Source organism: Paenibacillus sp. N119s (assembly GCF_059447605.1).
This window is the reverse complement of record NZ_JCAJRU010000476.1, coordinates 1-761: the sequence shown is the minus strand read 5'-3', so window position 1 is coordinate 761 and position 761 is coordinate 1. Positions and strand designations below refer to the sequence as shown.

The window sequence follows — 761 nt, the reverse complement described above, 5'->3', positions numbered from 1 at the left end:
CCCCCCCACCACGTACAATTTTAATCTTGCGGCCTGATTCATCCTCGGAAATATTTTTATTCCCCAGAAAAGAACCGGTCACAATCATTCCTTCATCCGGTCCTACCGTTTTATAACGGGCCCAAAAAGCGATCCCTAATATGACGATAACAATGACAACAATTCCAGGGACCAACACAATATCCTGCAAATTTGACACTCCCGATCACGCTCCCTTCAAGTTAAGCGAATGCGCCGTCTATGTGTCCAGGTACGCTACGCGGACGACGCCCTCTGCGACCTCAACCACGACGATACGGGTTCCCGCAGCTAGCGGTTTGTGATCAAAGCTCGATGCTGTATGTATGGTGTTGCCTGCACCCAAGCGGATCATAACTTCCCCGTAACCAACTTCAGGTACAGGAATGGTGACCTCACCGATTCTGCCAGTCAGTTCACGCATCGAGAAGCCGCTGGATACCTCTGAATTGGCCATGGGCTTGATAAATGCAAAAAATACTAGCACTCCAATCACAAATGCAATCCCTAAAGCTAGCACAACGACCCAGCCCATGCTCAACCCGGTATACTTTGTAAGTAGTACCCCAGCTCCGCCAAAAGCAGTCAAAGCCCCAAGCAGAACGACAGGTCTAAACCAATCAAGTCCCGGTAGCTCCAATGCCCCATGCAGCCAGCTACCGAGTACATCCCCGATCAACACACTGACCACAGTAAAGATTGCGCCTCCTGCCAACAACCACCAAAATAAGGTTTCCATACGA

The 761-nt window shown here is 49.9% G+C and carries 1 protein-coding gene and 1 pseudogene; both read right to left on the bottom strand.

The window, feature by feature from the left end:
* Positions 1-190: pseudogene (locus AC5V8P_RS25855) on the bottom strand (flotillin family protein); the annotation flags it as partial.
* A gap of 48 nt (positions 191-238) precedes the next feature.
* A complete protein-coding gene (locus AC5V8P_RS25850) occupies positions 239-757 on the bottom strand; it encodes an NfeD family membrane protein (RefSeq protein WP_063212053.1) in 519 nt (172 codons plus the stop codon).
* Positions 758-761 lie beyond the last annotated feature (4 nt).

Coding starts and splice junctions, on each gene's coding strand:
- AC5V8P_RS25850 (WP_063212053.1), bottom strand. CDS start 757: ATGGAAACCTTATTTTGGTGGTTGTTGGCAGGAGGCGCAATCTTTACT.